General features: G+C 63.4%; 24 protein-coding genes. 15 read left to right on the top strand and 9 right to left on the bottom strand.

All coding sequences use genetic code 11. The annotated features are described in order from the left end of the window. Window positions 1–16 precede the first annotated feature (16 nt). The 4 genes from WBB07_RS23080 (at window position 17) to WBB07_RS23065 (ending at window position 4,235) form a co-directional block, all read left to right on the top strand. The gene (locus WBB07_RS23080; protein ID WP_526310926.1) at window positions 17–676 is read left to right on the top strand and encodes a GntR family transcriptional regulator; all 660 of its coding nucleotides are present in this window, start codon (window positions 17–19) and stop codon (window positions 674–676) included. Beyond that, complete coding sequence (locus tag WBB07_RS23075; RefSeq protein ID WP_526310924.1) at window positions 661–2,031, top strand: amidase; 1,371 nt, start codon at window positions 661–663, stop codon at window positions 2,029–2,031. The genes WBB07_RS23080 and WBB07_RS23075 overlap by 16 nt, the downstream gene beginning before the upstream one ends. A gap of 75 nt (window positions 2,032–2,106) precedes the next feature. Beyond that, complete coding sequence (locus WBB07_RS23070) at window positions 2,107–3,243, top strand: ring-opening amidohydrolase (protein ID WP_526310922.1); 1,137 nt, start codon at window positions 2,107–2,109, stop codon at window positions 3,241–3,243. Then, window positions 3,240–4,235 (top strand): bile acid:sodium symporter family protein, encoded by a 996-nt coding sequence (locus tag WBB07_RS23065; protein WP_526310920.1) that lies wholly within the window; start codon window positions 3,240–3,242, stop codon window positions 4,233–4,235. Before WBB07_RS23070 ends, WBB07_RS23065 begins: the two co-directional genes overlap by 4 nt. A 161-nt stretch (window positions 4,236–4,396) precedes the next feature. Here the strand turns inward: WBB07_RS23065 and WBB07_RS23060 are convergent, their stop codons facing one another. From WBB07_RS23060 to WBB07_RS23050, 3 genes are all read right to left on the bottom strand, one after another. After that, window positions 4,397–4,633, bottom strand: coding sequence for a hypothetical protein (locus WBB07_RS23060; protein ID WP_526310918.1), 237 nt, complete (start codon window positions 4,631–4,633; stop codon window positions 4,397–4,399). A gap of 74 nt (window positions 4,634–4,707) precedes the next feature. Continuing rightward, window positions 4,708–4,854, bottom strand: a complete 147-nt coding sequence (locus WBB07_RS23055) for a hypothetical protein (protein WP_526310916.1) — start codon at window positions 4,852–4,854, stop codon at window positions 4,708–4,710. 159 nt (window positions 4,855–5,013) lie between these two features. Next, on the bottom strand, window positions 5,014–5,469 hold the full coding sequence (locus WBB07_RS23050; RefSeq protein WP_526310914.1) for a winged helix-turn-helix transcriptional regulator: 456 nt from the start codon (window positions 5,467–5,469) through the stop codon (window positions 5,014–5,016). A gap of 99 nt (window positions 5,470–5,568) precedes the next feature. On the opposite strand from WBB07_RS23050, the gene WBB07_RS23045 reads away from it, so the two are divergent. Together WBB07_RS23045 and WBB07_RS23040 are read left to right on the top strand one after the other, a co-directional pair. Continuing rightward, window positions 5,569–6,255, top strand: coding sequence for an SDR family oxidoreductase (locus WBB07_RS23045; RefSeq protein ID WP_526310912.1), 687 nt, complete (start codon window positions 5,569–5,571; stop codon window positions 6,253–6,255). 160 nt (window positions 6,256–6,415) lie between these two features. Then, complete coding sequence (locus tag WBB07_RS23040; RefSeq protein WP_526310910.1) at window positions 6,416–9,157, top strand: ATP-binding protein; 2,742 nt, start codon at window positions 6,416–6,418, stop codon at window positions 9,155–9,157. Here the strand turns inward: WBB07_RS23040 and WBB07_RS23035 are convergent. The 4 genes from WBB07_RS23035 to WBB07_RS23020 all read right to left on the bottom strand — a co-directional run bounded on the left by WBB07_RS23035 (window position 9,154) and on the right by WBB07_RS23020 (window position 12,302). Further along, window positions 9,154–9,816, bottom strand: a complete 663-nt coding sequence (locus WBB07_RS23035) for a cysteine hydrolase family protein (protein ID WP_526310908.1) — start codon at window positions 9,814–9,816, stop codon at window positions 9,154–9,156. The genes WBB07_RS23040 and WBB07_RS23035 overlap by 4 nt on opposite strands. After that, window positions 9,813–11,210, bottom strand: coding sequence for an FAD-dependent oxidoreductase (locus WBB07_RS23030; RefSeq protein ID WP_526310906.1), 1,398 nt, complete (start codon window positions 11,208–11,210; stop codon window positions 9,813–9,815). The genes WBB07_RS23035 and WBB07_RS23030 overlap by 4 nt, the downstream gene beginning before the upstream one ends. Further along, window positions 11,207–12,046 carry an alpha/beta fold hydrolase gene (locus tag WBB07_RS23025; RefSeq protein ID WP_526310904.1) on the bottom strand — a complete coding sequence of 280 codons (840 nt, stop codon included), beginning with the start codon at window positions 12,044–12,046 and terminating at the stop codon, window positions 11,207–11,209. The genes WBB07_RS23030 and WBB07_RS23025 overlap by 4 nt, the downstream gene beginning before the upstream one ends. A gap of 133 nt (window positions 12,047–12,179) precedes the next feature. Next, window positions 12,180–12,302: a hypothetical protein gene (locus tag WBB07_RS23020; RefSeq protein WP_526310902.1), complete on the bottom strand. Its 123-nt coding sequence runs from the start codon at window positions 12,300–12,302 to the stop codon at window positions 12,180–12,182. Window positions 12,303–12,644: 342 nt separating this feature from the next. Between WBB07_RS23020 and WBB07_RS23015 the strand changes: the two genes are divergently transcribed. From WBB07_RS23015 to bsh, 3 genes are all read left to right on the top strand, one after another. Further along, window positions 12,645–13,505 (top strand): 3-hydroxyacyl-CoA dehydrogenase, encoded by an 861-nt coding sequence (locus WBB07_RS23015; protein WP_526310900.1) that lies wholly within the window; start codon window positions 12,645–12,647, stop codon window positions 13,503–13,505. A gap of 12 nt (window positions 13,506–13,517) precedes the next feature. After that, complete coding sequence (locus tag WBB07_RS23010; RefSeq protein ID WP_526310898.1) at window positions 13,518–15,278, top strand: oleate hydratase; 1,761 nt, start codon at window positions 13,518–13,520, stop codon at window positions 15,276–15,278. Window positions 15,279–15,404: 126 nt separating this feature from the next. Further along, the gene (gene bsh / locus WBB07_RS23005; RefSeq protein ID WP_526310896.1) at window positions 15,405–16,442 is read left to right on the top strand and encodes a bile salt hydrolase; all 1,038 of its coding nucleotides are present in this window, start codon (window positions 15,405–15,407) and stop codon (window positions 16,440–16,442) included. A 20-nt stretch (window positions 16,443–16,462) separates the two neighbouring features. Here bsh and WBB07_RS23000 read toward each other — a convergent pair whose 3' ends face one another. Continuing rightward, the gene (locus tag WBB07_RS23000; protein ID WP_526310894.1) at window positions 16,463–17,701 is read right to left on the bottom strand and encodes a LuxR C-terminal-related transcriptional regulator; all 1,239 of its coding nucleotides are present in this window, start codon (window positions 17,699–17,701) and stop codon (window positions 16,463–16,465) included. Between the two features lie 369 nt (window positions 17,702–18,070). Between WBB07_RS23000 and WBB07_RS22995 the strand changes: the two genes are divergently transcribed. The 6 genes from WBB07_RS22995 (at window position 18,071) to WBB07_RS22970 (ending at window position 24,373) form a co-directional block, all read left to right on the top strand. After that, complete coding sequence (locus WBB07_RS22995; protein WP_526310892.1) at window positions 18,071–19,384, top strand: hypothetical protein; 1,314 nt, start codon at window positions 18,071–18,073, stop codon at window positions 19,382–19,384. Next, window positions 19,281–19,904, top strand: a complete 624-nt coding sequence (locus WBB07_RS22990) for a flavin reductase family protein (protein WP_526310890.1) — start codon at window positions 19,281–19,283, stop codon at window positions 19,902–19,904. Before WBB07_RS22995 ends, WBB07_RS22990 begins: the two co-directional genes overlap by 104 nt. A 48-nt stretch (window positions 19,905–19,952) precedes the next feature. After that, the gene (locus WBB07_RS22985; protein ID WP_526310888.1) at window positions 19,953–21,494 is read left to right on the top strand and encodes an aldehyde dehydrogenase family protein; all 1,542 of its coding nucleotides are present in this window, start codon (window positions 19,953–19,955) and stop codon (window positions 21,492–21,494) included. Window positions 21,495–21,581: 87 nt separating this feature from the next. Continuing rightward, complete coding sequence (locus WBB07_RS22980) at window positions 21,582–23,117, top strand: class I adenylate-forming enzyme family protein (RefSeq protein ID WP_526310886.1); 1,536 nt, start codon at window positions 21,582–21,584, stop codon at window positions 23,115–23,117. 81 nt (window positions 23,118–23,198) lie between these two features. Next, window positions 23,199–23,594, top strand: coding sequence for a nuclear transport factor 2 family protein (locus WBB07_RS22975; RefSeq protein WP_526310884.1), 396 nt, complete (start codon window positions 23,199–23,201; stop codon window positions 23,592–23,594). After that, window positions 23,591–24,373 carry an SDR family oxidoreductase gene (locus WBB07_RS22970; RefSeq protein ID WP_526310882.1) on the top strand — a complete coding sequence of 261 codons (783 nt, stop codon included), beginning with the start codon at window positions 23,591–23,593 and terminating at the stop codon, window positions 24,371–24,373. Before WBB07_RS22975 ends, WBB07_RS22970 begins: the two co-directional genes overlap by 4 nt. 36 nt (window positions 24,374–24,409) lie before the next feature. Here WBB07_RS22970 and WBB07_RS22965 read toward each other — a convergent pair whose 3' ends face one another. Beyond that, a complete protein-coding gene (locus tag WBB07_RS22965) occupies window positions 24,410–25,090 on the bottom strand; it encodes an SDR family oxidoreductase (RefSeq protein ID WP_526310880.1) in 681 nt (226 codons plus the stop codon). Window positions 25,091–25,161 lie beyond the last annotated feature (71 nt).

Genomic DNA, 25,161 nt, shown 5'->3' with positions numbered 1-25,161 from the left:
CAGTAGACTTTCCAACATGCGACTTCCGGACACCCTCGTCGAAGCGGCTTGCGACGAAATCAAGCGAATGATCGCCACCGGAGAGCTCAAGGCCGGAGACCGCCTGCTCGAGGTGCAACTCGCCGAGCGTTTGGGCATCAGCCGTCCGCCCCTACGCGAAGCGCTCTCGACGCTGGCCGCTCGGCACATCCTGACCCTCACCCCGCGACGGGGCTACCGCGTGGCTCCACTCAGCCGCGAGGACGCCGACGAGATCTACTCGCTGCGCAACGCGCTGGAGAGGTTTGCCCTCGACGAGATGGAGGCCTCGTTGGCGCAGGCCGACTTCGGCGACATCGACAAGACCATGGTCGAGATGTGGTCCGCCGCGCACGCTGACGACCATGTAGGGGTCTTTCGCGCGAACCGTGAATTCCACATCGCCCTGGTCGATTTGGCGCAGCACCGGCGCCTCTCTCAGATGTACCGCACGCTGATGGAGCAGATGCATCTCTACATGTCGTTCAATCTCTCGTCTGAGGCCGCATCCAGCGGAAGCCTCATCGATGGGTGCCGCCGGCACGACAGCCTGTTGGACGCACTCAAGAGTGGGGACCGCGACCGCATCAACCAGGCGTTCATTCGCCATGGAGAGCGGAAGTTCATGGAGATCGAGGACCCATGGACGACGGGCTGAACTCGGCCAGCTCAATTGGTGCGCGCGTCCGCGCTGCCGACCTGAGCGCCGAGCTCATCATGCGCGCACATGTCGAGCGCATCCGAGGCGACGACTGCAACGCCTTTCTCCATGAGGACGGCGAACGGGCCATCAGCCGCGCGCGTCGTCTTGACCGTGACATCTCCGTGGGAAAGCCCACCGGCCCGCTCGCGGGGGTTCCCATCAGCGTCAAGGACGTCATCGCGGTCGCCGGCATGCCGCTCACCATGGGCTCTATCGCGTTCGCGAACAACATCGCCCGTCGATCCGCGGCCGCGGTGGAGCGTCTCGAAGCGGCCGGCGCAATTGTGGTCGGCAAGACCAACTGCCCTGAATTCGCCTTCGGAACCACCTGCGAGAGCCCGCTCGGCGGCACCACGCTCAACCCCGTTCACCCGCTGCGGTCGGTCGGCGGATCCAGCGGCGGTGATGCGGCAGCTGTGGCGTCCGGATTGAGCATCCTGGGACTCGGAACCGACTACGGCGGCAGCCTTCGGTGGCCGGCGGCCTGCGTCGGCATGGTCGCGTTGCGGCCGACCGCACACGGTGTCGACGGGCGAGGACAAGTACCCGGGATCGCCGGGCGGGTCGACGGCGACGCATGGCCCTCGCCGCTGAAGCTGCAGGGAGCAATGCAAACTGTCGGCCTCATAGCACGATCAGTCGAGGACCTGACGTTGTCGTGGTCAGTGTTGAGGTCGGCCCCGCCCGGGCTGCGAGCACCGGATGGTCTTCGGGTCGCCTGGACCGAAGGCACCCACATCGGTCCTGTCCGTGCGGAATTCGCGAACGCGGTGGCGGCCGCAGCGCAGTTTCTGGATCCCGGGGCGCGACACGTTCCCGGCGCACTGGCAGATACCCTCGATGCCTACAACGAACTGCGCGCACTTGATCCGTTGGACGACCACCTCGCGGCCGTTGCCGGCCGGGAAGGCCAATTGGCGCAACCAACACGCGCTCTCCTGCGCGCACAACGAACACCTCCCGTCGAGAAGCTTTCCGCTGCATGGGCTCAGGCGCTCGATATCCGGGCACGCGCCATCGACCTGTTCGATCACGCGGACATTCTCATATTGCCGGTTGCCGGGGGCCCCGCCTGCGATATGCAGGGGTACGTCGATGTGGACGGCACGACTGTCGGCGGGTGGCAATTGATGGCCCATTGCCGAGCCGTCACCTTGACCGGTTGCCCCGCTGTGTCAGTCCCTGTCGGAGAGGGTTCCGATGGCTTGCCCATCGCCGTTCAGGTCGTCGCCGCGCCAGGTCGCGATGACGTGGCGCTGCGAGCGGCAGCTCAACTAGACGGCAAGCGGGTCGTCGGCGTCCGCCACTAGGAGCCTGGGTTCGAGCACTGCGACCGATGGCGGCCGCAGTGGAGCATTTACGTTGAATTCGAAGGAGTATTGCTGATGAATGGGAAGCTTGTTCCCAAAGTGTCGATGACCGTGTGTGCCATGAAAACTCCCGGCGACGTCTCCGACGTCGCGCGGGCACTCGATGGCCCGGTGAATCCCGCAGCGGTGATCGCCATCATCGCCAAGAGCGAGGGTTCGGGCCTACACAACGACTATGCAAGGGCATTCGCCGAGCAATCGTTGCGTGCTGCGCTGGCGCAGGCCAGGAGATGCTCGCTTGACGACATCGCTGATGACGTCAGTTTCATCGTCTCTGGGGGCACCCCGGGCGTCATCAGCCCCCATGCCACTCTCGTCACCCAAGAATGGGTGGATCCTGCAGAAGCCGAGGGCCTTTCGGGTCCAGGCCTGGCTGTCGGCCGTGCCCATACCAGCCCCATTCTGCCCGAGGAGATCGGGCGGATCGGTCAGATCGACAAGGTAGCCGCAGCCGTCGACGAAGCGCGCCGCGCCGCCGGCATCGAAAACGCCAGCGATGTGCATCTTGTCATCGCCAAGGGTCCAGCCCTCACCCAACGCACAATCGGGGAAGCGCGACGCCGCGGCGCTACGGTGGTCACCGAAGATACAGGCATTGGCCCCATGGGCTCCATGTGCTGGTCCAATGATGCTGCAGCGCTGGGTATCGCGGTGGCGCTCGGTGAGGTTGACGCCACGGACGTCGATAATTCGGTGGTGCGCTCGAACTGGGATTTGTACAGCTCAGTCGCCCTGGCGAGCTCCGGAGGCGAGAAGGAACGCGGAGAAGTACTCGTTCTCGGCAACCGGCCCGATTCGGCTTCGTCGATTCGCATCGGACACGGTCTAACAGCCGACTTCGCCGATACCGGTGGCATCGTTCGAGCACTGCAGACGGCCGGTTTGGACTTCGAAGTGCTTCCAACCGAACGCCAGAAAGACGACATCGTGCAAGTGTTTGCCAAATTCGTTCTCCCACCGACCCCTGAGTTGCGGGGCCATCACATAACGATGTTGGACGACCACGAATCCCACCATGTAGCGAAGTGCGTGGGCGGCGCCCTTGTCGTATCGGTCACGGGTAAGCCTCCGGTCTTCATATCGGGCGGTGAGCGCAATTCACACATGGGACCGCCAGGAGCCAATCCCGTTGCTGCAGTGGTTCGTCGGTGAGTAGACCGTCACGATCGCGGTTGTCGGCATCAGCCAGACTCAAGGAATCGCTTGACCCTTTCTTGATCGCAATGTTCGCAATTGTCGGATTCGCGTGGGTCTTTCCTGCACGTGGAGACGGAGCCGTCGCGCTCGGGTACGCGACAGTCGTTGCAATCGCACTACTGTTCTTCCTCAACGGATTACGCATACCCACCCGCGAGGCGGTCGCCGGCCTGAAACACTGGCGCTTGCATATCGTGGTCTTGAGCATCACGTTCGTCGCGTTCCCGATCGTCGGTGTCGCTGCGAAACTTTTCGAAGGGTGGCTACTGGCACCGGTCCTTTACTCTGGCATCTTGTTCTTGACCCTGCTTCCCTCGACTGTGCAGTCTTCGATCGCTTTCACCTCCATCGCGGGCGGCAACGTCGGCGCGGCCATCTGCTCAGCGTCGTTGTCGAGCATGGTCGGAATCCTGATATCACCATTGCTGGCGGCTTGGCTTCTCGGCACACAGGGAAACGGGGTGTCCCTCGGTTCTTTCCTGACGCTCGGCGCCCAGGTGATTCTTCCATTCATTCTTGGCCAGTTGTTACGTCGCTGGCTTCGCAAACTGGTCGACCGCTTCGATACCGCCACCAAATTCGTCGATCGAGGATCGATACTGCTGGTTGTGTACGCCGCATTCGGGGCAAGTGTCCGGGATGGTGTCTGGCAAGGGATTGCCGCCACCGCGATCGCGGCAGTCTTGGTGGTCAACGCCGGGATCTTGGGATTGATGATGTGTCTCAGCTACTACGGGCCAGCACTGTTCGGGTTCAGCGAGGCTGACAGACGCACCGTACTGTTCTGCGGCTCGAAAAAGAGTCTGACGACCGGCGTACCAATCGCCGCCGTCCTGTTCAGTGGTCCCATGCTTGGCCTGATTGTATTGCCGCTCATACTGTTTCACCAGATGCAGATCCTGATATGCGGAATCATCGCCAATCGCCTTGCGCGGAAACCGGCCTGACCCACCCCGATGCTTGGCAAGGCCTCTCGCCAAGCGATGTCAGTCGGGCCGCCTCTGCCGACCGCGACGCGGCCAACTCTCTTGCGCCACACCTCTCGATGGGACCGGTCGCTGGATGACGAGCGACACTGCTAGCGACACCCAGTTGCTCTCCCCGCGGATCAAGTGACATGCGCGCACGGGTGCGCCGCGGCATTGATTCTCGGCTCGAACTCACGTTGGAAGTCGATGCGACCCGCCAGCTGTACATCGCCGACCCAGACAGGTGGCCAGTTACGCAGTGCGCCGACAGCCAACCTCATGAGTTCGCCGCGGCTGACCCCGCCCGCCGCTTGAACGGCGATGCCGTTGCTCATGGTCACCACGAAGCGGGCCAGCAGTGCGGCATCGCAGTCCACCGGCAGGTCGCCGTCATCGATGGCCCGCCGGAAGCGGTTCCGCAGACGTGACCACGCGTGTCCACGGACCGAGATCAGGGCGTCGCGGGCTGGTCGGGCGGCGCCCCGGTGGCCAGCGCCCTGTCGACGAAACTGGCCGGGCCCTCGTTGTAGCGCAGCAGCGCTTTGTAGAACAGCTCTTCCTTGTTGACGAAGGCGGCGTACATGCTGGTGCGGATCACAGAGGGATTGCCACAAGAACGTACAGTTCCTGCTCACCGTGCTCAACGGGCTGTCAGTGGAACGCGCACTCCCCCCGGCGATTCGGTCCTACAATCCGAAACTGAAACGCTCTACCCCGCGGTGGACGCGAACCGGCAAGTGATGACGTAGCAGCGAAATCAGGGTCGAGGCGACCTCTGGACCAACCGGACGTCAGCATTGGCCACTTCGGAGCCGTCACGACGGCGGAAACCCGCGATCACCGGTTCACTGGTACCCATGTCCACGAATCGGTAAGGCGTACCTTTGCTTTGGTCTGCATGCTTGTAGCCCCATTGCCCGATTGCCCCCAGGACCACCACCAGGTCGCGACCGGCCGGAGTCAGCTCGTAGCGGCTGCGAGTGCGGTCCCCCGGTTCGCGGTATTCGACTGTTTCCAGCACTCCCGCTGCGACCAACTCGGCCAATCGAGCACTGAGCACATCCGAGGCCACGCCGAGTTGCTCGCGAAACTCCGAGAATCGAGATCGGCCGAGCAGAGCTTCGCGAATGATCAGCACCGCCCACCGCTGGCCGAGGATCGCCATTCCGCGCGCTATGGGGCAGGGATCGTCAGACCACGGATCAGTACGCATGCCCCTATCCTAGTCTGTGTTGGGATCACCAACTCAGGCCCGCCGGCTTCCGCCCAGTGGGCCGAACCCCGGCTTCAGCTCCAATCCCAGGAGGTTTACGTGTCCACTTCAACATCAGTCACTGGGCTGTCCGCTGTGGTGACCGGCGGACAGCGCGGCCTCGGCAAGGCGATCGTCACCGAACTCCTCGCGCGCGGTGCCGCCAAGGTGTACGCCACCAGTCGTCAACCCACCGCGGCCGCCGACCCTCGCATCGTCAGCGTCGGCCTCGATGTCACCGACGACCAGTCGGTAGCCGCCCTGGCGCACATTGCCGCCGATGCCACGCTTCTGGTCAACAACGCGGGCCTGTTCGGCGGCCAGTCGCTGACCAGCAGCCCTCTCGCCGAGATCGAATCCGTCCTCGATACGAACTTCTATGGAACCTTGCGCGTGACAAGACAGTTCCTTCCCGTACTCGAGGCCAACGGTGGCGCAGCCACAATTGTCAACATCGCTTCCGTGTTGTCCTGGCTACCGACCTCAGGCGCTTACGGATGCTCCAAAGCGGCGCTGTGGTCAGCTACCAATTCGCTGCGTCTCGAGCTCGCGCCCCGACACATTCACGTCGTTGGCGTCTACCTCGGTTACACCGACACGTCAATGGTCTCCGACCTGAACGTGCCCAAGAATGATCCCGCCGATGTCGCGCGGCAGGTTGTCGACGGAATCGAGTCGGGTGCAGCGGAAGTCATTGCCGACGAGTTCACGCGACAGGCCCGCGCGTCAGTGTTCCCGCGACAGTAGGGACATCGCAAGGCCCACCTGGCATTGCTTCCGGCTGAACATCTAGGTTGGCATGACCAATCCAGCCCTGGTACGGTGGCGCTGTGATCCGGGTACGGGCGGGTGTGTACGCACTCCTGGCTGATCGTTTGCCGTTGGCCGCCGGCGGCAGCATACGACCATGATCGGGCGCAGTATCGAGTTCGAGTTGATCACCGCGACCGCTGCGGCAGTGACGCGGCGAGGAAGCGCGTTGGTGGTCGAAGGCGAACCCGGAATCGGGAAGACCACGCTGCTCACGGCAGTTGCGAGGTGGGCGGACGACAACGGTTTCCTTGTCCTGTCGTGCGCCGGAGTGCAATCGCAGGCCAACGTCGGCTACGCAGGTATGCACGAACTGGTGCACCCGATCCTCGATCACGTTGACGCGCTACCGGTGCATCAGCGGCGAGCACTGCTCGCTGCGTTCGGGTTGGCCGAGGACGAGCTGCCCAACCCGCTGCTCATCGGGGTGGCGATGCTGGGTCTGATCGAAGAGGTCGCCGCGCATCGGCCGTTGGTACTCATCGTCGATGACGCGCAGTGGCTCGACGAATCTTCGCTGCATGTTCTGACTTTCGTCGGACGCAGGGTGGCGCCCTCACCGGTGCTGGTGCTGTGCGCGTCGCGACCGCAGGCGGATGGCGAGCCGGCGCGGCTCATATCCCTACCGCGGTTGACGCTGGACCCCCTCGACGGCGCGATGTCACGTGCTGTCATCAAGGAGGTGGTTTCCGAAGCCGGTGAGCAGCAGCTCAGCAAGTTGGCGCAGCGCCGTGTGCTGGCCGAAGCCGCAGGCAATCCGTTGGCCATCGAGGAACTGGCCAAAGCACTGATGTCCAGCGGCGAGCTCAGCACGGTCTCGGCGCTGACACCGTTGCCGACCACACGACGCATCGAATGCGCATTCTTGGAACAACTGGACGCCGTTCCGGAGCCGAGCCGCCAGATGCTGGCACTGATAGCGGCCGGCGGCGACACCGCGCTGGTCGAGTTGACCGATGCTGCGCACCGGGTCGGGCTGTCGGACGCCGATCTGGATCCGCTGGAGCGGGTCGGGCTGATCACGCTCACGGGCGGGGCGCTGCACGTGCGCCATCCGCTGATCCGGTCGGTCGCCTACCGAGCGGCAAGCCTGACGCAGCGTTCGGCGTTTCATCATGCCCTGGCCGCAGCCACCACCGATCCGATGCGAACGGCGTGGCACCGCTCGGCGGCGACCTACGGACCCGACGAAGCCATCGCCGGCGATCTGGAGGCTCTCGCCCGGCGTGCCCAGCGCCGCGGAGCAAATGCCGAGGCAGCAGCCGCCTGGCGGCGCGCCGCAGCGCTGTCGCCGTCGACGGGCTGTCGTATCCGGCGGCTGGTCAGTGCCATAGGACCCGCGTACCAGGCGGGACTGACGGCCGAGGCAATCGACATCCTCGACGAAGCCGAGCCGCTGGCCACCGACCTCGCGGATCTGTTCGACCTGGCATTCGCGCGCTTCACCATGGGAATCACCACGGGAGTGACCTCGCCGACCATCCCGGAACTGGTCACGCTGTCCGATCGTCTGGGTGCCGGCGACGCACCGCCCCACCGCCGTGCGCAAATCCGCCTGCTGGCCGCCGCGGCGGCCCAATGCCGGATGCACGGTCTGGCTGAGTCCGGTCGCCATCTGGTCGCCGAGCGCCTGCACGCGCTCGAGAATCTCGACGACCCATCCGTCGAAATCGCCCTGACAATCATCGAAGACACCAAGTATGCGCGCCAGTTCCGTTGCCGCGCGGCTTCTCTGCACGCTGCGGTCAGTGACGACCTGACGGCACTGATGTCCATGGGACTTGCTGCCGAATCGGCCTCCGACCTGACGATCGCACAGACGTGCTGGGACAGCTCCATCGGGGTGGCACGCAAAGCGGGCGCGCCTGCGATCGAGTGCGAGGCCCTGCGCGGGTCCGCCCGCTCACAGATCATCGCCGGCCAGCTCCCCGAGGCGGCGATCAGCGCTCAGGGGGCGCTTCGGATCGCCACCGATGCCGATCTGGGTATCAGCCGCGGGGCCGCGGCGGCTCTGCTCGCACGAATCCATGTGTGGCGGGGCGAGATCAGATCCGCCGAGCAAGCACTGGCGAACGCACGACAGAACCTGCCGAATGACACTCCCCTGATGTGGGGCGATGAGTTGTCCTGGGCCAGCGGGCTGTTGGCACTGACCACGCACGACCACGAGCGTGCCTTCACCGAGCTCTCTCAAATGGCCCGCGACCGCGGATCACGCCGCTGGGCGATCGCCGATCTCACCGAGGCCGCGGTGTCCAGCGGCCACACCCAGATGATCAGCCAGATCGTCGACGAGATCGGCGCCGAGGCCGGCACATTGGGGTCGCCACACGTCGTCATGCTCGTGCACCGCAGCCGGGCCTTGATCGCCGGCACCCACCAAGACGCAGAGCACCACTTCCGCGCGGCCCTGGACAACGACGAGGTGCCACGCGATGCGCCGTTGGAATATGCGCGCACCCAACTGACCTATGGCGAATGGCTTCGCCGGCAGCGCCGAATCCTCGACGCTCGCTGTCAATTGTCGGCCGCGCTCGCAGTTTTCGATGATCGAGGCGCCCAGCCCTGGGCCCAGCGCGCCCGCGCCGAATTGCGTGCAGCCGGCGTCCAACTGCCAGGACGAGTGACGTCGACTGTTCCGCTGGCCGGCGAGCTGTCACCGCAAGAGTTGCAGATCGCCCGGTTGGCCGCCTCCGGACTGACCAACCGTCAGATCGCCGACCGTATCTACCTCTCTCACCGAACGGTGGCGGCACACCTGTACAAGATCTTTCCCAAACTCGGCATCACCAGCCGCCATCAGCTCCGAGACGCGATGGAAGCCGGCGGTTCCGACTAGCCGGCGGCACAACGTTTCATCTCGACGATGATGTCGGCGGTGGGCAGGACCGCATGCGCCAGGAAGCGGTAGTTCACGAGTGCCGCCTGGTATCCGTCACCCCACACAGCGTGGCGTGGTCCGGCGACGGCATCCACGGCGACCGCTACTTCGAATCCCTCCTCGAGGAGGTGGCGCAGATGGGACTCGACGCACATGTTGGCGAGCATCCCGGCAAGGATGATCCGGTCGCATCGACGTTTGTGTAGCTGCAGGACGACGTCGTTGGTCTGGGGGCCGAACACCTTGTGCGGGCTGGCCACGATGGTGTCGACATGGTTGATATAGGGCTCTAACTCCGGTAGCCAGTCCGCTCCCGAACCCGCAAAACCGCTCACATCAAGCGCGCCGGCTCGGGCGAACGTCCCGGTGGCGAACTCGTCGGCTTCCAGAGGCCCGTTGAACAACCATCGGGAATCGGACGGGTAGAAGTAGTGAGGTGAAATCACCAGCGGATAGCTGTGTGCCACCGCGGTCTCCATGAGTTGAGCAAGATGGGACACCGTGTCGTTCTCGGTCACGCTGGCCCCGACGGCCGCCCAGTTCCGGCCGGCGGGACTCAACACGTCGATCTGCGGATCGATGACCACAACTGCGGTATTGCTGGGGCCGAATTTCACTTCAAAAGTCCTAACAGCTGATTGAAGCACTCCGACATGGATGGATGGGTGTAGATCTCGTCGCGCAACATCGTGGCGGTGATGCCGTGGCGCATCGCCAGGGAAACGATGTTGATCACTTCTTGGGCGTCGTGACACAGCAAGGCCGCACCCAGAATCTTGTCGGTGACGGCATCCACCACCACTTTCATCATTCCGGCCGTGTCATCGACGATGCGGGCCCGGGCCACCGTCGCCAGGTCGACCACCGGACTGGCAGCCACCCGAACGTCATATCCGGCGGTGCGCGCCTGAGCCTCTGTCAGACCCACACGTGCCAAAGGTGGAGTCAGGAACAGACAGTTGGGCACTGCCTTCCGCTGTGACGCTGCGCGGGGCACGGCAGCGTCGGTGAGCTGATCGAGCACAATGCGGTAGTCGTCGAGGGAGATGTAGGTGAATTGCGGTCCCCCGTTGACATCGCCGACGGCAAAGATGTGCGGTTGGCTGGTTCGGCGGTAGTCGTCGACGACAACCGCGCCGGTGTCGGTGACCTCCACCCCGGCCCGGTCCAGCCGCAGCTGGGCGGTGTTCGGCGTGCGCCCCAGCGCGACGAGCACCATGTCGGCATCGACAGTGGCGGAGCTTCCAGCGTCGAGGTAGTGCACCCGTCCCACCGGCGGATGGCCGGAACGCAGAATAGTCTGCACTCCAGTGATTTCCACCGAGGTGGCGATGGTGACGCCCTTGGTACACAAGACCGAGCGCGCCGTGTCGGCGACATCGGCATCCTCATGTGCCAGCACAGTCGGGCGTTGCTCCAGGACGGTGACCGCTGTTCCGTAGGCGGAGTACATCGACGCGAACTCCAAACCGATGTAGCCACCGCCGAGTATCACCAAGCGGTCGGGCCGGGACGCCTGCCGTAACAGTTCGGCGCTGGTCACCACGACCGGCGTATCACTCAAACCGGGCACGTCTGGAAGCACCGGAGCCGAGCCCGTACCGATGACGATGCTACGGGCGGTCACGGTGACCATGCCGTCATCGGTTTCGACGACGACGGATGTCGTGTCGATGAATCTCGCGGGGCCGGTCAGTACCCGCACTGTCGGGATCGGCGCCAGCGAGGCGAGATTCGCGGCGCGCAGACCCGCGGTGAGGCGCTCGGTGGCGGCTACCGCCTCGGCGTACGCCAGCGCGCCCTCCTCCCTCTTCGGCGCATGCTCACCGCGGTACACCATCGACTTCGTGGGCACGCACCCGGTGTTGATGCAGGTGCCGCCGTACATCTGTGTCGACTCCTCCACGAGGACAACTTGCTGCCCTCGTCGTCCCATGGCGGCGGCCAAGGTCTTGCCGCCCTTGCCGAAGCCGATGACCAGCAGGTCGGCATCGATGACCGGGGCCGTCATGCCAGGAACGCGAGGACTTCATGGGTGAAATCCTCGACGTGTTGAAAGAGGAATCCGTGGCCGGCATCGCTGTAGAGAATCGCCTTCGCGTTGGGCAGTCTGCCCGCCATGGCAAAGGTGCCGTAGGAGTCGATCATCCGGTCGTGGGCCCCGTTGGCCACCAGAACCGGAATAGTGACATCGCTCAAGCGATCCCAGACGCTGGACCCGGTGGATGCAATGACAGCCAACTGCGCCTTCATCGTCTCCAGTGACACCGCAACATGCTCCGGCGACAGCACGCGAGCCTCCAGCCGGCCCAACGACTCCACCCCCAATTCATGGCCCGGGCCATCGTCCGGGAAGAAAAGGTAGAGGAAGTCATCGTCATCGTTGACCGGTTTGGTCGCCACCTGCCAGATCTTGGGGTCCGGCTGCGGCATCCCGGGTACCCCGCCGCCGGGTGAGCTGCCGGCGACGATCAGCCGTCGCACCAGATCCGGGCGTTGCAGCGTGGCCGCCTGAACCACGATTCCGCCCAACGACCACCCCAGCAGGTCGACCTCGTTCAGGCCCAGGGTGTCGACGAACTGCGCGAGGCCGCCGGCCAACGCCTCCATGGTGGTCGGCGCGACGCCGCTGGTCTTGCCGTGGCCGATGTTGTCGAAGATGATCACGTCACGTTCGGATGCCAATGCATCCAGGAATGCCGGATCCCAGTGGTCCATGGTGCCGCGAAAACGCAGCGCGAGCAGCAACGGTACTCCGGTACCCGAACCAAAGCGCCGGTAGGCGAACCGCACACTCGGTCCGTCCAGATACTGGGTCGCAGCCTGAGAAGATGATGATTGTGTCATGTTGTCGGTGTTCCTCATCGATCGCTGTGTGCACTGAGTTCCTGGTTGTCGGCGTGCACTTTCGATCGTGTGTCCTGAACAGCCTGGCGGTCCATAAGCACATTGACTGTTGTTGATTCTGTTGCCGACCACTTCACGACAACAGCGCCACGTCGCCGTACCAGAGCAGACCGGCGACACGGGCGTCCTCACGGCCCGGGTGATCCGAGATCGTCCGTCGCCTTGGCCGGTTGGCATCCGAAGTCGATTCCGTCACGTGACGCTGCCCGTGGTAGGTCCTGCAAACTCGGCATCGCTTCTCATTTGATGAGATGCGTTCTCATGTAATGGGATACACCAAATCGAGACTCACCGGTGATTGTTCACGATGACGTTCAATGTTACGAGCAACTCCGGTGGCGTTGCCCCGCAAGCATTTCCAGAACCTTGGCCTAGCGACCGTCATCGTGTTTGCGAGGGCTACAATCCGTCTTGATACTCCGGCGCGGCTCAGTGGTCAGCTGATTGCAGCTTTCCAAGGACAAGACGAACGAGGTGACGCAAGATTCTCCCTTGAGGCCAGAGCCGGTCGGGCAACAAAGAAAGGGGCCCCATCAGCGTGGGCAACATCAGCAAGGTTCTTGTTCTCGGTACCGGCGTTCTCGGCGCGCAGATCGCGTTCCAGACGGCTTACAAGGGTTTCTCGGTCACCGCCTACGACATCAACGAAGGCGCTCTGAGTGCGGCAAAAGCCAAGTTCGCCGGACTCGTGGACACCTACAAAGCCGCGTTTCCCGACGCCGGTGACGGCGTCGCGGACGAAGCCCTGTCGCGTATCGGTTACTCCTGCGATCTGGCGGAGGCGGTCACTGATGCCGACCTCGTGATCGAGGCGATCCCAGAGATCCTGCAGCTCAAACGCGAGACGTTTGCCAAGCTCAACGAGGCGGCCCCGCTGCATACCATCTTTGCCACCAACTCTTCGTCGCTGTTGCCCAGTGCCATCGCCGATGCCACCGGGAGGCCGGACCGATTCCTGGCCATGCACTTCGCAAACATGGTGTGGCAGTTCAACACCGCGGAGATCATGGGCACCCCACAAACCTCGCCGGAGGTGTTCGAACGGGTGGAGGCGTTTGCCGGCGAGATCGGGATGGTTCCCATCCCGATCAAGAAGGAGGTGCCGGGCTACCTGCTCAACTCCCTGCTCATCCCGTTCCTGAACGCAGCGTTGTCGCTGGCGGCAGGAGGTTACGCCGAACCGAAGGCGGTCGATGAGGTGTGGCGCATCGATACCGGGGCCCCGATGGGACCGTTCCAGATCTACGACATCATCGGCCTGAACACCCCGTACAACATGTTGTCCCACGGCGACGAACACGATCAACAGCTTGCCGCGTGGCTCAAAGAGAACTACATCGACAAAGGCCGCACCGGCACTGCCGCAGGCGCCGGGTTCTACGACTACAACCAGAAGTAGGAAAGGGACGAAATGCGCTACACGGCAGGAAACTACGAGGCCTTCGCTCGGCCCCGGAAACCAGCCAAGGTAGACGGGAAGCGAGCTTGGTTCGTCGGGGCCGGACTGGCCTCGATGGCCGGCGCAGCCTTCCTGATCCGAGACGGCCGGATGGCCGGCTCGGACATCACCATCTTCGAGGAGCTCAAGCTACCCGGCGGCGCCCTTGACGGCATCAAAGAGCCGAAGAAGGGTTTTGTCATCCGCGGTGGACGTGAGATGGAAAACCACTTCGAGTGCCTCTGGGATCTGTTCCGCTCGATCCCCTCCCTCGAGATCGAGGATGCCAGCGTCCTGGACGAGTTCTACTGGCTCAACCTCGACGATCCGAACTACAGCTTGCAGCGGGTCACCGAGAAGCAGGGCCAGGACGCCCATTTCGACAACATCTTCAGGCTCTCGGACAAGGCCCAGAACGACATCAAGAAGATCTTCGCCGCCACCCGAGAGGAGATGGAGGACAAGAAGATCGAGGAGGTCGTCAGCAAGGATTTCCTGGAGTCCCAGTTCTGGACCTACTGGCGCACCATGTTCGCGTTCGAGAACTGGCATTCGGCCCTCGAGTTCAAGCTCTACCTGCACCGTTTCATTCACCACATCAAGGGTCTGCCGGACCTGTCGACCCTGAAGTTCACCAAGTACAACCAATACGAATCGCTGGTGCTGCCGCTGTACAAATGGCTGACCGAGCAGGGCGTGGTGTTCAAGTTCGACACCGTGGTCACCGACGTGGATTTCGACCTCAGGGACGGCCACAAGCAGGCCACCTACGTCCAGTGGATCTCCGAGGGAGCCGAGGGCGGCACGCCCCTCACCGCGGACGACCTGCTGTTCATCACCATCGGATCACTCACCGAGAACTCCGATGAGGGTGACCACCACACGCCGGCGAAGCTGAACAGCGGACCGGCACCGGCGTGGGATCTGTGGCGGCGAATCGCGACGAAGGATCCGGCTTTCGGCTCCCCTGACGTCTTCGCCGGCGACATCGAGGCCACCAAGTGGGAATCGTGCACGGTGACCACACTGGACAAGCGGATCCCCGAGTACATCCAACGGATCTGCAAGCGTGACCCGTTCAGCGGCAAGGTGGTTACCGGCGGTATCGTCACCGCCCACGATTCGTCCTGGCTGATGTCCTGGACGGTGAACCGCCAGCCTCATTTCAAGCAGCAGCCCTCTGACCAGATCGTGGTCTGGGTCTACGCGCTGTTCTCCAACGTCCCGGGCGACTACATCAAGAAGCCCATCCAGGAGTGCACCGGAGAGGAGATCACCAAAGAGTGGCTCTATCACCTGGGTGTCCCTGTCGGGGAGATCGACGACCTGGCAGCCAATGCAGCCAAGGCTGTGCCCTGCATGATGCCGTACGTCACGGCGTTCTTCATGCCCCGCAAGCACGGTGACCGTCCGGATGTGGTCCCCGAGGGTTCGGTGAACTTCGCCTTCATCGGCCAGTTCGCGGAGTCCGCACAGCGGGACTGCATCTTCACCACGGAGTACTCGGTACGCACCCCGATGGAGGCCGTCTACACCCTGCTCGACATCGAGCGCGGCGTCCCCGAGGTGTACAACTCGACGTACGACATCCGGCAGCTCCTCCAAGCAACCACTCACCTGCGTGACGGCGAGAAGGTGGAGCTGCACGGACCCAAGATGCTGAAGAGCTGGATCGTGGGCAAGCTCGACGAGACCGAGATCGGTCCGCTCATGCACAACGCCGGACTGATCTGACCTCGACGCCGTCTTGCCGCACAGGCGGCAGATGTATGGCTGCTCTTCAGCCACTTCACGATTCACAACTGCCTCCATTCGCCGGTTGCCGGAGCGACCGGCGAATGGCGCGGTAGGGTCATTGTCATGTGCACGCGAGTCCTCTGGCCCGACGCGGGCGATGCGGTCCTGGTCGGTCGAAACATGGATTTCCAGAAAGACCTGATGACCAACCTGTGGAAGCAGCCCCGCGGCGTGACCCGCGATGACGGAGTTTCCGGCAAGCTCAGCTGGACTTCGAAGTACGGCAGCGTGATCGCGACTTCCTTCGACATCATCTCCGTGGACGGATTGAACGAGGCCGGTCTGGCTGGTCACATCCTGTGGTTGGCGGAATCCACCTACGGCACACCGGACGACTCACGCACCCAGCTCAGCCAGGCGGTCTGGCTGCAGTACTTCCTGGACAACTTCGCCACGGTGGCGGACGCGGTGAAATGGATCGCCGAGACCGACGTGCAAGTGGTGCAGATGACCGATCCCACTGGTGGCGTGCCACCGGCCATTCACCTCGCCCTCGACGACGCGACCGGCGACTCCGCGATCATCGAGTACGTCGACGGCAAGCCGAAGGTGTACCACTCCACGGACTACCGGGTGATGACAAACTCCCCGACCTTCGATCAGCAGCTGGAGCTGGTCAAGAACTTCGACGGCCTCGGTGGCAGCGCGCCTCTGCCTGGTTCCACGAACGCTGCCGACCGGTTCGCGCGCGCCTCCTACTACGCCGACCGGCTGCCGAAGCCAGCCGGTCAGGTGGCGGCCATCGCCGCCATGTTCTCGGTCATCCGCAATGCCGCCCAGCCCTTCCGGATCCCCGACCCCGGCAAACCTGATGCGTCACAGACGATCTGGCAGGTGGTCCTGGACCTGACCAACAAGCGACTGGTCTACGAGTCCACCACTCGCCCCAACATCGTCTGGGTCGACCTGGCTGACCTCGACTTCTCCGAGAACACCCCCCAGTTGAAGCTCGACCTACAGAGTGAACTCGCGGTGCAGGGCGGGATTGCCGGCAATGTGGCCGACAAGTTCGCAGACAAGGGTCCGATGACCTTCCTGTCGCTGAAGCTGCTGGACGAACTGGCGGCGGCCAACGCCAAAAAGGCTGCGACCCAAGGCTGACAGTCACACCCGGTGTTCGGTCATTGCCGCATCTGTTGGAGGTACATCGCGGCTGCATGACTGCGGTTGGTGGCACCCGTTTTACGGAGCACCTTCTTCACGTGAGTCTTGACGGTGCCTTCAGTGATCACCAGGCGTCGGGCGATGTCCGCGTTGGACGCTCCGGTCGCCAACAGATTCAGCACACTCCTCTCACGGGGCGTGAGACGCGCAAACCCATCGGCCTTACGCTGAGGAGGTGCGACGGGCTCGTGGCTCTCCGCCGTGAATCCCGGTGTACTCCGTCTTGCGGTCCTCGCCTCGCTGGACGCCCGGAAATCAGCACGGCCACCCAGGGAATCGAGCATCTCGTCCGATTCGTCGAGCGCAAACCGTAAGCTCCGGCGGATGTTGTTGAGCTGCCCCCGGAGGATGGATCGCTCCAGCGTCAGCCCAAAAATCTCGGCGAAGCGAGAGAGCAGGTCCCGATCCGCCTCGATGAGGGGGTAGCCGCTGAAGCCGTGGTCGCCGTGAATGGTGGCTACCACTTCACCGAGAGCCACCACCGGCGCGACGACATAGCCAGTGGTTCTCAACATGCTCACGATGGGCTGAAATGCGTTCGGGTCATCGATCGGGTCGGTGACAAGAGCGGACCGTCGACTACGGACGATATGAGTCTCGATCCGATGCGGTGCCAAATCCAGCGCCAAGGAGCCCGCCTTCTGTTGATACTCGTTGGCGAGCTCGTCGTCCCCCTGCACGTAGGTGCTCTCGAGACGTAGGCAGTCAGCGGTGCGGTAGAGGATCATCGTGCGTTCCAGACCGCAGATTCTGGCGACATCCGCGCTGGTTCGTCTGAGGAGGTCGTGAGCCTCCACATCTGTGGGAATCGAATCGGCCTGGCTCTGCACGGCGGTGAGTCGCTGGATGTGGGTCTCCAGCTCAGCTGTCTGACGCCGGCTGCGCAGCCGTTCGGACTTCAGTATGAGTTGGTAGGTTCGCCTGATCTGCTCAGCCGTCATCGAGGTGCCGGCTGGTCCTTCGACGACCGCGCACAAGTCCTCGGAAACCACTGCCAGAAGTCCAGCAAGAGCACTCCGAGACGGATTCTGGTTCAGAACCGATCCAATGTCGTGAGCTTCGTCGAGATGCCCGTTCATCTCGTGCAGGAGTTCGATCATCTCCGCGGCGTGAGCCGACTTCAGCCATCCGAGTGGTTCGGCAGAGCGATGTTGTGGCCTCGGTACCGTCGCGACGGGTGCCAGGTGTACAGGCATCTACGACTCCCTTTGCGACGATCCGCGACAACGCACTGCGTCAAAGCCGTTCGCCGTGATCCGTGTTACATGGCCTCACAACAGGGTTCCCGCTGTGTCGGGAAGATGTCAAGGTCGGAGTACCCGGCGCCCCTCGAAAGGGTGAGCTCTCCACCCCTTTGGGGGTGTCCAGGGCGATGAACCCGGCAAACCCGCCGCGCCACTGACCTGCGACTCCCTCGAGAGAGGTCAGTTTGTACCTCCAGAGGGGTCTTTCCGGTCCCGTTGCTTGTGCCGGCCGTTCTCGACTTCGCAGCATGGCAATGCCACCACGAGTGAGCCGCATCACCTAACTGGCCGCCGAAGCTACAGGCACTGAAAGAGGCAGAAATGAGTACGCCCGAGAACACCGGGTTTGCGAACCCCACCGAGAGCGATGCCGAGCGGGTTCGCGCAGCAGCGGTACAGCGGTTTGCCGCCCGCCAGATCAAGAGAGCTCAGGCGCCGGGTGTGCCGGTTCACGATTCGGTGGTGGTCGCAGGTAATGGGATCGGAGCGCTGACCTTCGCCGGTCGGCTGGCACAGGATCCACGCTTCGAGAACAAGGTGACCGTCGTGGCCCCGACGATTCCCGAGTCGCGCAAGCTGATTCAGGGAGTCAACCTCCGTGGTTTCGGAGCAGATTTCATGGCCGCCGCAATGGACACCACCCATGCAGGCCTTGTGGAACAGTTCGCCTCGCCTGTCTTTAATCCGGCGTGCCATCGGCAGACCGTTGGTCTGGCAGAGAAGCGCGGAGGCCGTTGGGACCTCGCCAGCGGACCCGCGGTCTGGCTGGGCGGCGATCCCTCGTCGGCACCCCCGAGCGCCTACGGTTTCCGAAACAGCAGGGTCACGGTCGGGCTCGCGGAAATGGCCGAGAAACTGTCGGTACATCTGGTCCCGGAGAAGGTGGAATCCGCAGAACATCTGCGGAGCTACGCCGAAGGTTCAAGACCCCTGCTGGTCAACGCGACAAATCGACCGGAACTGTTGGGAGGAAACACACTCCCGCCACAACGGCTGGTGATCGCTGTCCAGGCGCCGTTCAAGACCAGCACTCGTGGCCTCAACGGGATGGCTCCGCACACCGCGCTCGCAACCGGATTTGTCCGCGACGGGATCATCGACGTCGGCTACTACACACCGTTCAGCGACCCACTGTCGCCGGAATCGCGCTGGTACGGCATCGTGGCCCGAGTTGTCGACGCGACTGTGCCCTTCGACACCGATCACCATCAGTCAGCGATGGTCGAAGAACTTCTCGGCCTCGCCGAGACAATGGGCCTCGATGTCGATGATGTCGACGAAACACTCACGCGCTCTGTGGTTCCGGCCTATCCCTGGGGGCGGGTGCCGCGGTCGGCACCCGGCATCGTGAACCTCAGCCGCGCCTACTCCGGAGGCGTCCCTGCGTTCTACGCAGACGGGATGACGACGGCATCGGTGGGCGGCTATCTGGGCGCCGAAGCGGTACTCAACGGGGCCGACGCCGAGGTCGTTGTGCGTAGGTCAGTGCGCAGCATCCACTTCAACAACCTCCTCTGGTACGGCGAGACCAATGTCATCACCCCGCTGTCCACGGTCTTGCTCCGGCGAATCCCCCGTCCCGCCATGTTGTATCCCCACACTGCCAGCCGGCGGCTGTGGTACTCGGCCGCCTAGAAAGGAAGCCACGATGGTCTCCACCGAGAATTTTCGCGCCGGAATGCGGCGCCTCGCCGCGGGTGTCAGCATCATCTCCACTCAGGGGGAACAAGGACCCGAAGGTATCACGGCCACTGCAGTCACCTCATTGAGCGCCGAACCGCCCAGCGTCATTGCCTGTGTCAACAAAACCCTTCGCCTGGGCAGTTCTATTCAACGCACAAAAACCTTTGGAATCAGCATCCTTCGCAACAATCACAGCGACCTGGCGCGCACGTTCGCGGGGATGGATGGCGTGCGCGGCAACGACAAGTTCTCTGTCGGCACCTGGCAGGAACTACCCGGAGGAGTCCCCGTACTCGCCGACAGCCTGGTCAGCATCAGTTGCGAGTTGAACGAACTCATCTCCTCCGGAACGCATCTGATCCTGATCGGTCAGATCACCGACATCATCTTGGGTGATGTCGGTGAGCCCCTCGTCTACTGCGACGGCGAATTCACCGGACTGCGGCGGCTCGCCGTGGCTTCCGCTCGATAGCTCGACCGCGCGGCGGCTCTGTTCCGTCCCTCCTGCCTAGGAAACCCCATGACCCAAATATCGGACAAATCAGCAACACTGGACTCTCCGGAAGCAGGAGAGATTACCGAGAACATCGCGGATCAATACTTCGCGACGCTGAATCCTCGTGACAACAGCCTCATCGCGAACTACCCGATCATGAACGCCGACCAAGTTCGCAACGTGGTCCGGAGCGCCAAGACGAGCGCGGTTCGGTGGGCCGCTCTGAGTCCGGCCCGACGCGAGCGCCACCTACGGCGGTGGCGGCGGTATCTTCTCGATCACTACGACGAGCTGACCGACCTGGTCGTGCGAGAAAACGGCAAGTCGCGCGCTGACGCGCAGCTCGAGATCGCGCTCGGCATCAACCAATTACATTGGGCCACCAAGAATGCCACACGAGTTCTGCAACGGCGGCGGGTCGAACCCGGGATACTCATGTTCAACCACGCCGCGACGGTCGAGTACCACCCCTACGGGGTGGTGGCAGTTATCGGGCCGTGGAACTATCCGGTGTTCTCTCCGCTCGGGGCCATCGCCTACGCGCTGGCGGCGGGCAATGCCGTGATCCACAAGCCCAGCGAATACACCACCCTCGTGGGACAGTGGCTGGTCGACTCGCTGCGCAACGCGGTCGGCAACGACAGCGATGCGGTGATACCCCTGCATATGGTCACCGGAAACGGCATCACCGGAGACGCGCTGTGTAGAGCCGGCGTGGACAAAGTAGCCTTCACCGGGTCGACCCCCACCGGCAAGAAGGTCATGGCTGCCTGTGCCGAATCGCTGACTCCGGTGCTCCTGGAATGCGGTGGCAAGGATGCGCTGATCGTGGACGCGGATGCCGATATCGAGGCCGCCGCCGAAGCGGCGGTGTGGGGTTCGATGACCAATGCCGGTCAGACGTGCATCGGCATCGAAAGGGTCTATGTCGCAGAGTCGGTCGCGGAACGCTTCATGACAGCAGTGACCGGCAAAGCCGAGCGACTCAGCGTCGGTGCCGACCCCCTCCTCGACCTCGGGGCGATAACGATGCCGGCTCAGGTTGATGTCATCGAACGTCACATCAAGGCTGGAATCGCCGCCGGCGGACGACTGTTGGTGGGCGGGACAGATTCGGTTTCCCGTCCCTATGTGTCCCCGGTGGTGCTGGCCGACGTGCCGGAAGACTGTGCGGCACTCCAGGAAGAAACCTTCGGTCCGGTCCTGATCGTCAACCGTGTTCAATCCATGGACGAAGCCGTAGTTTTGGTCAACGACAGCGAGTTCGGGCTCGGCGCCACCGTTTTCTCCCGTGCACGTGGTTCGGAAATCGCACGACAGCTGCGGGTCGGGATGGTGAGCGTCAACTCCGTGCTCGCCTATGGCGCGATGCCGGCACTGCCCTTCGGTGGTGTCGGACAATCGGGCTTCGGCCGGATCCACGGTGCTGATGGCCTACGGGAGTTCAGCTGGGCGCAGTCGGTCGCACGAAAGATCGCTCCGGCACCGGTCAACGTCACCTCTTTCGAAAGGCCCAGGTGGGCGATGCGAGCGTTGACCACACTCGTCCGAACCCTGTACCGCTGACCATATTTGGGCACCCATCGGCCGATTCCCGAGCGGCGGACTCGAATGCTCGCCGCACTCAACCAACCAGAGAGATCGACTTCAGCCATGTCCACGCCACACGCACCCCAGCTCTATGGGCACATCATCGCCGAGGCCCTACAACGCCATCGATCGCGCGTCGCCTTCATTTCAGGTGAACGCCAGATCAGCTATTCGGAGACTGCGGCCAAAGTGGCGGGGTTCGCCGAGCAGTTCCACCACCTTGGTATAGGTCCGGGCTCGGGCATCGCCGCACTGAGTCCCAACATTCCCGAAGTCTGGATGGCCCAGGCGGCGGCGATCATGCTCGGCGGCCGCTTCACCGGCCTGCATCTACTTGGCTCTCTCGAGGATCACATCTTCCTGTGCTCGGACTCAGGAGCCTCTGTGCTGGTCGTGGCAGAGGAACTGGCCGTGCACGGCCGCGCGATCGCCGATCGGGTGCCGAGTATCAAGAAGGTGATCGTTCTCTTCGAGGACACCCCATCTCCGAGCGCAGAGCCGGCATTGGATCTGCGTATCGGGCCTCTCGACCCCGACACCGTCGCGTTGTTGCAGTACACCGGCGGCACAACCGGACGCCCGAAGGGGGTGCTGCTGTCGCACCGGGCGATGGCCCATCAGGTCGCGTCACTGACCGCCGGGTGGGCATTGCCCGAGTCCCCCCGATACCTGGCGGCAAGTCCGATCACCCACGTCGCCCTGCTGCCGATCGTTCCCACTTTGTTGCGTGGCGGCACCGTCGTTCTGCTGCGTTCCTTCAACCCGCAGGCATGGTACGACGCGGTCGAGCGGCACCGGGTCAACTACGCCTTCACCGTCCCCACGATGCTGTACGCACTGCTCGACCACGCGCGGGCCGGCGAGTTCGATACCTCATCGCTGAGAACGATCGTCTACGGGGCCTCGCCGATGTCCCCATCCCGGCTCGAGGAGGCCAAGAAACGATTCGGCGAGATCTTCGTGCAGATCTACGGACAATCCGAGAACACTGCGATTGCCACGGCGCTTCGTGGCGACGAGCACCTACCCGAGCAACTGGCCTCATGTGGCCGTGCCGTCGTCGGAACCTCGGTCGCGGTCCTGGACGAGCGCGGAAACCCCGTCGGCGATGGTGAGGTCGGTGAACTCTGCGTGCGCTCCCCCGCTGTCATGCTCGGGTACCACAACCGCCCGGAAGAGACCGCAGAGGCGTTACACGCGGGGTGGTTGCACACCGGTGACCTGGCATTCCGAGACGACCGCGGATTCTTCTACATCGTGGATCGCAAGAAGGACATGATCATCTCGGGCGGCTACAACGTGTATCCCCGCGAGGTGGAGGATGCCTTGTCGAGCCATCCCGCTGTGTCCTCGAGCGCAGTCATCGGTGTCCCCGACGACAAGTGGGGTGAGTCGGTTCACGCCGTTGTTGTGCTGCGCGACGGCCACGTCCCAGCTGCCGAAGAGCTCATCGGCCATGTGAAGCGGCTCAAAGGTTCGGTGAGCGCCCCCAAATCAATTGAGTTCGCAGCCAGCTTGCCGCTGACGCCGGTGGGAAAGATCGACAAAAAAGCTCTGCGTGAGCCCCACTGGAGCAGTCGGACAAGACAAGTCAACTGACCGCCGGCCACGGCGGCTCCGATACCCACAAGTGCCCCCTCACCCGAGGGTGTGCACCTCGACGAAGAACTGGACAGTGCCATGACCGACTCGAACATCCCCGCAATTGCCCGCTGGCACGACCTGGTCAGAAATCCGCAGCCGGAATCGCTGCACGATCTGCTGGCTGAAAACGTGGTGTTGAGGTCGCCCGCCATGTACAAACCGAAGGAGGGAAGAACCCTGGTGGAACCGTTCCTGTGGGCGGCGCTGACCGTACTGGCCCCCACCATGACCTACGAACACGAGTGGCTGGACACGGATTCCGCGGTCTTGCTCTTCACCGCAGAGGTTGACGGTCACGAGGTCAGCGGCGTGGATATCGTCCGCTGGGACCAGGAGGACCGCCTCACCGAGTTCACCGTGATGATTCGGCCGCTCAAAGGACTCGAAACCGTGGTTGCCGCAATCGGGAACGCATTGGCGGCGGCAGCATGAGCGACTCCAAGGTGGTCTTCGTCGCCGGCGGCACCAGCGGTATCAACCGTGCAATCGCCGAAGCCTACGCTCGTGACGGCCACAAAGTGGCCGTACTGAGCCGGTCCGCGGAGAAGGTCGAGTCGACACTCGCAGCGCTGGCAGCGCACGGCGGCTCCACTCTCGGCTTCACCGCCGATGTACGAGACGCCGAAGCTGTCGCCTCCGCAATGGGCAGCACCCATGGCACCTGGGGCGAGATCGACATACTCATATCGGGTGCTGCCGGGAACTTTGTCTCGCCGGCACACACGTTGAGCACCAATGGTTTCAAATCTGTGGTCGACATCGATCTGCTCGGCACCTTCAACGTGATGCGATGCGCGTGGCCGCACCTGCGCAAGCCGGGCGCGGCAGTCATCAACATCACGGCGGCCACAGCCTGGATGCCCACCAAAGGGCAGATCCATGTCGGCGCCGCCAAGGCCGGCGTCGACCAGGTGACAAGGACACTGGCACTCGAGTGGGGCGAGCACGGGGTTCGAGTCAATGCCGTGGCGCCGGGTCCGGTCGAAGGCACCGAAGGCATGCGGCGACTCGCACCGTCAGCAAGCGCCGTCGCAGGTTGGACACAGGCTGTGCCGCTGGGGCGGTTCGCCACCACCGCCGACATCACCGCCGCCGTCCAATGGTTGTGCTCTGATGCCGCCGGCTACATCACCGGTGTGGTGCTCAACGTTGATGGTGGTCTCTGTCTGGGCGGCTCTTCTGCGATCAGCGCCGCGATGCAACAGCAGTGAGGCTGGCTCGCAAATGAACGAGGCATCTTGGTTCACTCACCCTGACACGGAGGACAACTGCGCCTTGGCATCGCGCGACCAGTCGTCGGCCAATACCTCGGTCTTGCCGCCGAACAGGCCGTCGAGCGCCATCTCCGCCACCACCCCGGGATCCGACTTCTGGTCGGCGGGAAGGTAGCTGACCATATCGGTGTCCATGTATCCGACATGCAGTGCGGTGACATGGATTCCCTTGGGCGCCAGTTCCTCTCGAACAGCGTCCGTCATGGCCCAGGCTGCGGCCTTGGCCGACGAGTATGCACCACTGGTCGAGGGATGCAGCCAGGACAGGACCGACAATACATTCAGGATCGCGCCGCCGCCGTTGCTCTCGATCACCGGAGAAAATGCCCTGATGACCTGGAGCGTCCCGAAGTAATGCGTCTCCATCTCGGCGCGGACGTCGTCCAGTGAGCCGTCGAGCAGGGTGGCGCGAGTGGAGATTCCGGCGTTGTTGATCAGGACCTTGACATCGGGCGCGGCCTCGGCGGCGCGGCGGATCGATGCGGGGTCGGTGATATCGAGTTGGAGGGGCGTGGCGCCGGGGATATCGACCGATTCCGGCCGGCGGGCGGCCGCGTAGACCTTTGCACCGCGTGCGAGGAGCTCGATGGCAAACCGCCGGCCGAGGCCGCGGTTGGCCCCGGTGACCAGAGCGACGACGTGTTCTGTGTTCATGGTTGATCTACCTCCTGGGACAGCGCCTCGATGGGCATGCAAACGGGACATCCACGGGATCCATGGTGCAT

This window comes from Mycobacterium sp. (assembly GCF_049647605.1).
Taxonomy (GTDB): Bacteria; Actinomycetota; Actinomycetes; order Mycobacteriales; family Mycobacteriaceae; genus Mycobacterium.
This window is presented reverse-complemented; position numbering and strand designations above follow the sequence as displayed.